This window comes from Brachyspira catarrhinii (genome assembly GCF_005518285.1).
GTDB lineage: Bacteria > Spirochaetota > Brachyspiria > Brachyspirales > Brachyspiraceae > Brachyspira > Brachyspira catarrhinii.
Genome location: NZ_SJDU01000081.1, coordinates 1 through 7,546, shown reverse-complemented (window position 1 = coordinate 7,546; position 7,546 = coordinate 1). Strand labels below are relative to the sequence as shown.

Below are 7,546 nucleotides of genomic sequence, written 5' to 3'. Positions count from 1 at the left end.
ATAGCGGCTATAGGCGAAGAAATACCTTTATATACGATTTATGCGGCTAATCTCGGCGAGATAAACGAAACGGATATAGAATGCATAGAAAAGGCTATTGATTGTAAAATATAGTTAATTTTTTGGGTTTGTAATATGCTTGAAAGAGAAATATCTAAAGTTAAAAAATAATCTAAAAATTCAATATTTAATTATAATCTCAATAAACTTATTTTTATTAAATACTTTTATTTATATCGAATATCATATATAATAACCCTACAAAAAATTTAAGAAGAGTTTATATGAATAAATTTTTAAGCGATAAAGCGAATTCGGTTATTCCTTATGTTCAAGGAGAGCAACCGAAAGATAAAAAATATATTAAACTTAATACGAACGAATCTCCTTATCCGCCGTCAAAAAATGTCCGAAAAATTATAACGGAAAGCGATTTTGACGATTTGAGATTATATCCCGACGCAGATGTTAGCGATTTGAAAAATTTAATTGCCAAAAAATACAAACTCGAAACCGAAAATATTTTTATAGGAAACGGTTCGGACGAAATACTCGCTTTTTCTTTTATGGCTTTTTTCAATAAAGGAGATAAAATTTATTATCCAAACATAACCTATAGTTTTTATTCCGTTTATTCCGATTTGTTCGATTTGGACGAAAAAAAAATTCCGCTTAAAGAAGATTTTTCTATAAATATAAACGATTATAAGAATTTGGATTCGGGAATAATCATTGCAAATCCAAACGCTCCTACGGGAATGTCGCTTAAATTAAGCGAAATAGAAGAAATAATAAAAGCCAATTTGAATAAAGTAGTTATAATAGACGAAGCTTATATAGATTTTGGCGGAGAATCGGCGCTTAAACTTATAAACGAATACGATAATTTGCTTGTCGTTCAAACTTTTTCAAAATCGAGAAGTTTGGCGGGAATGCGTTTGGGCTTTGCGCTCGGAAATAAAGAATTGATAAAAGGACTTAAAAATATTAAATTTTCTTTCAATTCTTATACGATAAACCGACTTTCAATTTTAGCGGGAATCGAAGCTTTCAAGGACGAAGAATATTCTAAAGAATCTGTTTCAAAAATTATAAATACGAGAGAAAAAACAAAAGAAGAATTAAAAAAATTAGATTTTAAAGTTTTGAATTCAAAATCGAATTTTTTATTCATTTCGCATAAAAAAGTTTTTGCCGAAGATATTTATTTGCAATTGAAAGAGAAAGGAATTTTAGTAAGATATTTTAAACAAGATATTATTAAAAATTTTATAAGAGTAACCGTTGGAACTGACGAAGAGATGATTATTTTTATAAACGCTTTAAAAGAGATTGTTAATTGATTTTTACTTTTAAATTTTTTAAGGAGAAATTGAAATGAGAAAATCGGAAATTGAAAGAAACACAAACGAAACGAAAATTAAAATCAAATTGAATATAGACGGAACGGGAAAATATTTGAATAAAACGAAAGTCGGATTTTTAGACCACATGCTCGATTTATTCGCTCGACATGGAAGATTCGATTTGGAAACTATATGCGAAGGCGACACTCATATAGATTATCATCATTCGGTTGAAGACACGGCAATCGTTTTGGGAAAATGTTTTGCCGAAGCTTTGGGCGATTTGAAAGGAATAAAAAGATACGGCAATTTTTTTATGCCAATGAACGAAGCTTTGACTTTAGTCGCGATTGATATATGCGGAAGAAGTCATTTGATTTTTGAAGCGGATTTAATCAATCAAAAAGTCGGAGATTTCGATACGGAATTGATTAAAGAATTTTTTATAGCGTTTGCGAATTCTATGAATATAACGATGCATATAAAAACTTTTCATGGAGAAAATACTCATCATATTATTGAATCTATTTTCAAAGGTTTTGCAAAAGCGCTCTCTCAAGCCGTAGAAATAGACGAAAAATATAAAAACGAAATTCCGTCCACAAAAGGATTGTTATAAATGGTTGCTATAATAGATTACGGAGTCGGAAATTTATTTTCTTTAATGTCCTCTTTAAATTATGTGGGAATAGAAAACAAATTAACGGACGATGAAAATATTATAAAAAAATCCGATGCGATAATTTTGCCAGGTGTCGGAGCTTTCAGAGACGCCATTGAAAAATTGGAAAAAAAGAACGATGGAATTTTAAAAGAGACTTTAATCGAAGAAAGCAAAAAAGGAAAAATAATTTTAGGAATTTGTTTGGGAATGCAAATGTTTTTCGATAAAAGCTACGAATACGGAGAATATGACGGACTTGGGCTTATAAAAGGCGAGATTTGTCCGATAGAAAAAGATTTGAAAAATAAAGAATTGAAAGTTCCGCATATGGGATGGAATAATTTGAATATAAAAAGAGAAGATAAAATTTTTAAATATATTAAAAATAATGAATTCGTTTATTTCGTTCATTCTTATTACGCTAAAAATTGCGAGGAAAATATAATTGCAGATTCTGAATACGATATTGATATTCCCGCGGTCGTCAAAAAAGATAATATTTACGGAATACAATTCCATCCTGAAAAAAGCGGAAATACGGGACTAAATATATTGAAAGGCTTTAAAAATTTAATTTAAAGGAGAATATTATAAATGAAAATTTTTCCAGCGATAGATTTGAAAAACGGAGAGGTAGTGCGATTAACGGAAGGAGATTATAATGATAAAAAAATTTATTTTAAAAATCCTATAGAAGTGTTGGATTTCTTTATAGAAGATGGAAGCGAAAATTTGCATATTGTCGATTTGGACGGAGCGAGCGAAGGAAAAACTTTTAATTTTAATACGATAGAAAAAATAATTAAAAAATGCGATTTGTTTACCCAAGTCGGAGGAGGAATAAGAAACGAAGAGACGATAAAAAAATATTTGGATATCGGAGTTAAAAGAATTATATTAGGAACTATAGCTTTTGAAGATTTGAATTTTTTGGAGAAAATGATAAAAAAGTATAAAAAAAATATTGCCGTTGCGGTAGACGCTAAAAATAGAATGATAGCAATTAAAGGTTGGAAAGAAATTAAAAACGAGGATTCCGTATATTGTTGCAAAAAATTTGACTCTATGGGAATCGACACAATAATTTATACCGACATATCGAAAGACGGAAAATTGTCTGGAACTAATTTGGATATTTATAAAGAACTAAAAAGTAAAATCTCTTGCAATATAATCGCTTCGGGCGGAATAACAAACGAAGAGGAAATTATTAAACTTAAAGAAATGAATATTTATGGCGCTATCGTTGGAAAGGCTATATACGAAAAAAAAATAGATTTGAAAAAAATAATAAAAATTGCAAAATAATTTAGAAATAAAATTTAGAAAAAAATAATTTGGACTAAAAATGATAACTAAAAGAATTATTCCATGTTTGGATGTCAAAGACGGAAGAGTGGTAAAAGGCGCAAATTTTGTCGGGCTTAAAGATGTAAACGACCCAGTCGAGCTTGCGAAATATTATAATAATTCTATGGCTGACGAGCTTGTTTTTTACGATATAACCGCTTCTTACGAAAACAGAAATTTATTCGTTCAAACTCTCGAAAGAGTGGCAAAAGAAATTTTTATTCCATTAACCGTTGGCGGAGGAATAAATAAAATTGAAGATTTTGATAGAGTTTTGAAATCGGGAGCGGATAAGGTTAGCGTGAATTCGGGAGCGGTAAAAAATCCTAATCTTATAAGAGAGGCTGCGGAAAAATACGGAAATCAATGCGTGGTTCTTTCAGTCGATATAAAAAAAGTCGGGCAAAAATATTGCGTTTTCGTTAAAGGAGGAAGAGATAATACGAATATTGACGCTATCGAATGGGTTATTAAAGGAGAGAAAAACGGAGCGGGCGAGCTTGTAATAAACAGCATCGACACTGACGGAATCAAAAACGGTTTCGATATAGATTTATTAAAAGAAATATCGGATAATGTTTCGATTCCGATAATAGCTTCGGGCGGAGCGGGAAAGATGGAACATTTCAAAGAAGTTTTTGAAGTGAAAGGAGTGGACGCTGGGCTTGCGGCTTCGATATTTCATTTTAAAGAAATTGATATAAAAGATTTGAAAGAATATTTAAAAAATAATAATATAAAAGCGAGATTATAAAATGAAAAATACTATAAACATTGATAAATTAAAATTTGACGAAAAAGGATTGATTCCCGCGATAGTAATCGATTATTATACAAGAGAAGTTTTAACTTTAGCCTACATGAATAAAGAGAGTTTGGAAATAAGCATTAACGAAGGCAAAACTTGTTTCTATAGCAGAAGCAGAAAAGAACTTTGGAGAAAAGGCGAGACTTCAAAAAATTATCAGCATATACAAAATATTAAAAGCGATTGCGATAACGATGCGTTGGTTGTAGAAGTTATTAAAGACGGTCCCGCATGCCATACTGGAGCGGAATCTTGTTTTATGAACGAGATTTACGAAAAAGAAAATTATAAAGATTTTTCCGTTTATAAATTATACGAACTTATAAAAGGACGAAAAATAAATATGACGGAAGGCTCTTATACGACTTACCTTTTTAATAGCGGAATCGATAAAATATTAAAAAAGATAGGCGAAGAATCATCCGAAGTTATAATCGGGGCTAAAAACGACAGCAAGGAAGAGATTATATACGAACTTGCCGATTTGTTTTATCATAGTTTGGTTTTAATGGTTGAAAAAAATATAACTTTAAACGATATAAAAGACGAACTATCAAAAAGGTCGGTTGTGGATAAAAAAGTCAAGAAAGAAAGCATGAAAAAATAGCGAGCGATTTATTTTTACCCGCTATTTCCAATATGTTAATATTTGTTAAGATGCAATTTACCTAAAATACTATTGCCATTTGTCATTATTTGTGTTATAACTTAATTAGTTAATTAGTTAGATTTAATTTAGAGAGGTTATATATTATGAATAATGAGGATTTGTTAAAAGAGTTATTAAAGGAATTGAAAGATATTAATAAAAACTTAAAAGCGATTAAGGATGTATTAGGAGCTTAACATAATTGAATTTACTTATTAATACTTATCGGAACATTATTTTTATAACTTATATTCCACTATGGTTAGATTTATTATCAAATAGACTATTTCAGACAAGCCTACGGCTACATCTATTTACATTCCAATTTGGTAAGATTTAAATATTTATTTGATTTTCTAAAAAATCTCATAAAGTTCATTTTGTTATGTTTAAATTAAAAATCAAATTCTAAAGGATTAAATCCCGTTCTTTCGTTATTATTCATCGAATCTATTTTTTTAATATCTTCTCCGTCCAATTTGAAATCGAATATATTAATATTTTCTTCTATTCTTTCTTTTTTTACCGATTTTGGAATTACGACAATTTTATTTTCTATATTCCATCTCAATATTATTTGAGAGGCAGTTTTATTATATTTTTTCGCAATTTCTTTTAAGGTTTCGTTTTCGATAAATTTTCCTCTTCCGAGCGGCGACCAAGCTTCTACAAACATATTTTTATTTTTGCAAAATTCTATAAGTTCATATTGATTCAAATTAGGATGTCTTTCAATTTGATTGACTGCGGGAGGAACGGAAGAATTTTCAAAAATATCGTTTAAATGTTTTATTTCAAAATTGCTTACTCCAATCGCTCTCGCCTTTTTATTTTTGTATATATTCTCCAAAGCTTTCCAAGTTTCCAAATATCTTTCTTTTTTCTGTCCTGGCCAGTGAATCAAAAGCAAGTCTACATAATCCATATTCAATTTTTTAAGGCTTTCTTCGAATGATTCTGTCGCTTTTTTATAACCTTGATTTGTATTCCATATTTTAGTAGTTATAAAAACTTCTTCTCTTTTAAGGGCGGAATTTTTTATAGCCTCGCCCAATTCTTTTTCGTTATCGTAGAATTGAGCCGTGTCGAATTTTCTGTAACCCGATTCCACAGCCCATTTAACCGCGTTATAAAGTTCTTTTTTGTCGGTTATTTTATATATTCCCAAACCTAAAATTGGCATTTCAACGCCGTTATTTAATTTCACATTTATCATTTTTAATTCCTTTTTTAATTATTATTAATAGATTATATTATTATACAATATTTTTAAAATAAAATAACCCCGCTTTTAAACGGGGCATTTTTAAAAAAAGGAGGTAAAATGTTACTATACTTTGAAACTAAAATTTTATTTAGGGCGTCCAAAACCGAAACCGATAAAAGCCTCAAAATCTAATGAAGAGAATTTATATTTATCCCAAGCGTAATATTTAGCGCCGCCTTCGCCTAATTTATCCATATCAAATTCCATGCCGAAGTTATAAACCAAATTTACGCCAATTTTGAAAGCCCATTTTTCAGACATATAGAAATTTTTTTCAAAATTTAATTTTATATAAGGCATAATCGGAACTTTATACATATAGGTTATTTTCTTAAAATCGAATTCTTTATAACCGCCATTATTATAACTTCCTAATCCGTCATTATGATAGCTTCCCAACCCCCAATTAGCCTCATTTTTTTCTTTACCAGATTGACTATATAGGGGTAGTAAAATACCTGCCCCTATACCAAAAGATATACCGTAATCAAAATTGAGTTTAGGCAATATCCCTAATATCAAACTATGGTAAAAAAATCTATGCCTAGCCATTTCTGGATATTCTTTATATAATGTTCTAATTCTCATATAATAATTATATTCCGTTTCAAACAAAAGGCTTACGCTACTTAAAGCGCCAGCGTTTGGAAGCTCGAAATTAGCGCCAATATCCAAAAAACCGCTTGCCGACAAACCGCTATCTACTCTATTGCCACTAGACATATAACTTTCTTCTCTATCTAATGCATAACTGAATTCTGTAGTAGCGCCAGCAGAACCTCCAAACCCAAGCTCTAAATTAGCGGAAAACGACATAGAAGAAATTATTATAAATAATATTATTATTTTAAACTTCATTCTCATTATCTCTAAAATATTATACAACATAAAAAAATTTGTTAACACAATTAATTTAAATGCTTTTTAATTTATGGGCAAGTTATAACATTTTAAAAAAATATGTCAATCCTTCTTAAGAAATAAATTTATCAATTTCTCCAAAAATATTATTCCTTAAAATATTTCTTTTTAATTTTAATTCTTCTAAAATATTAAGCCCGATTTTGGCGTCCTTTATCGATTTTCTTATTTGCCAAAAACCAGCGTCCCATAATGAAATTTCAAATTTCTTCAAATCGAATTTTTCTATATTGCGATAAAAAAAACTATACAATTCTTTTGAAATATTAATCAAATCCAGCGATTCTTTTGTCATAATTTTTTCTTTATTTTTCAAGTATTCGTTTACAAATCTTTTTTCTTTATCATAATCAAAAAAACTATTATTTGAAGAAACTTCTTTATAATAGAAAGGATAAAATTGATTGTCTATTTTATAATATTTATTCTTGTAAAAAACATTATTCATAGAAACCGTTTGATTGGAATTTGAAAATAAACTCCAAATAATGCAATCGAGTTTAAACTCTTTGGACAAACTTTCAAAATCTCCTCTCGGGAT

Annotated in this window: 8 protein-coding genes and 1 pseudogene; 6 read left to right on the top strand and 3 right to left on the bottom strand. The window is 29.3% G+C overall.

The genetic code is table 11. From position 1 onward, the window contains the following. The first annotated feature begins 284 nt into the window (after positions 1-284). Genes hisC through hisIE form a run of 6 tightly spaced genes read left to right on the top strand, consistent with a single transcriptional unit; the run spans position 285 to position 4,775 of the window. Positions 285-1,343, top strand: coding sequence for a histidinol-phosphate transaminase (hisC, locus tag EZH24_RS04595; protein WP_137997944.1), 1,059 nt, complete (start codon positions 285-287; stop codon positions 1,341-1,343). Between the two features lie 34 nt (positions 1,344-1,377). Further along, positions 1,378-1,965 (top strand): imidazoleglycerol-phosphate dehydratase HisB, encoded by a 588-nt coding sequence (gene hisB / locus EZH24_RS04590; RefSeq protein WP_137997943.1) that lies wholly within the window; start codon positions 1,378-1,380, stop codon positions 1,963-1,965. Next, entirely contained in the window at positions 1,966-2,589 is a 624-nt protein-coding gene (gene hisH, locus EZH24_RS04585) for an imidazole glycerol phosphate synthase subunit HisH (RefSeq protein ID WP_137997942.1), read from the top strand. A 15-nt stretch (positions 2,590-2,604) separates the two neighbouring features. Beyond that, positions 2,605-3,318 carry a 1-(5-phosphoribosyl)-5-[(5-phosphoribosylamino)methylideneamino]imidazole-4-carboxamide isomerase gene (gene hisA / locus EZH24_RS04580; RefSeq protein ID WP_137997941.1) on the top strand — a complete coding sequence of 238 codons (714 nt, stop codon included), beginning with the start codon at positions 2,605-2,607 and terminating at the stop codon, positions 3,316-3,318. A gap of 40 nt (positions 3,319-3,358) precedes the next feature. Then, positions 3,359-4,114 carry an imidazole glycerol phosphate synthase subunit HisF gene (hisF, locus tag EZH24_RS04575; protein ID WP_137997940.1) on the top strand — a complete coding sequence of 252 codons (756 nt, stop codon included), beginning with the start codon at positions 3,359-3,361 and terminating at the stop codon, positions 4,112-4,114. Between the two features lies 1 nt (position 4,115). After that, positions 4,116-4,775, top strand: coding sequence for a bifunctional phosphoribosyl-AMP cyclohydrolase/phosphoribosyl-ATP diphosphatase HisIE (hisIE, locus tag EZH24_RS04570; RefSeq protein ID WP_137997939.1), 660 nt, complete (start codon positions 4,116-4,118; stop codon positions 4,773-4,775). Positions 4,776-5,211: 436 nt separating this feature from the next. Here the strand turns inward: hisIE and EZH24_RS04565 are convergent, their stop codons facing one another. The 3 genes and pseudogenes from EZH24_RS04565 to EZH24_RS04555 all read right to left on the bottom strand — a co-directional run. Continuing rightward, a complete protein-coding gene (locus tag EZH24_RS04565) occupies positions 5,212-6,033 on the bottom strand; it encodes an aldo/keto reductase (RefSeq protein WP_137997938.1) in 822 nt (273 codons plus the stop codon). Positions 6,034-6,168: 135 nt separating this feature from the next. After that, entirely contained in the window at positions 6,169-6,942 is a 774-nt protein-coding gene (locus EZH24_RS04560) for a hypothetical protein (protein WP_137997937.1), read from the bottom strand. A 115-nt stretch (positions 6,943-7,057) separates the two neighbouring features. Continuing rightward, positions 7,058-7,546: pseudogene (locus EZH24_RS04555) on the bottom strand (hypothetical protein); the annotation flags it as partial.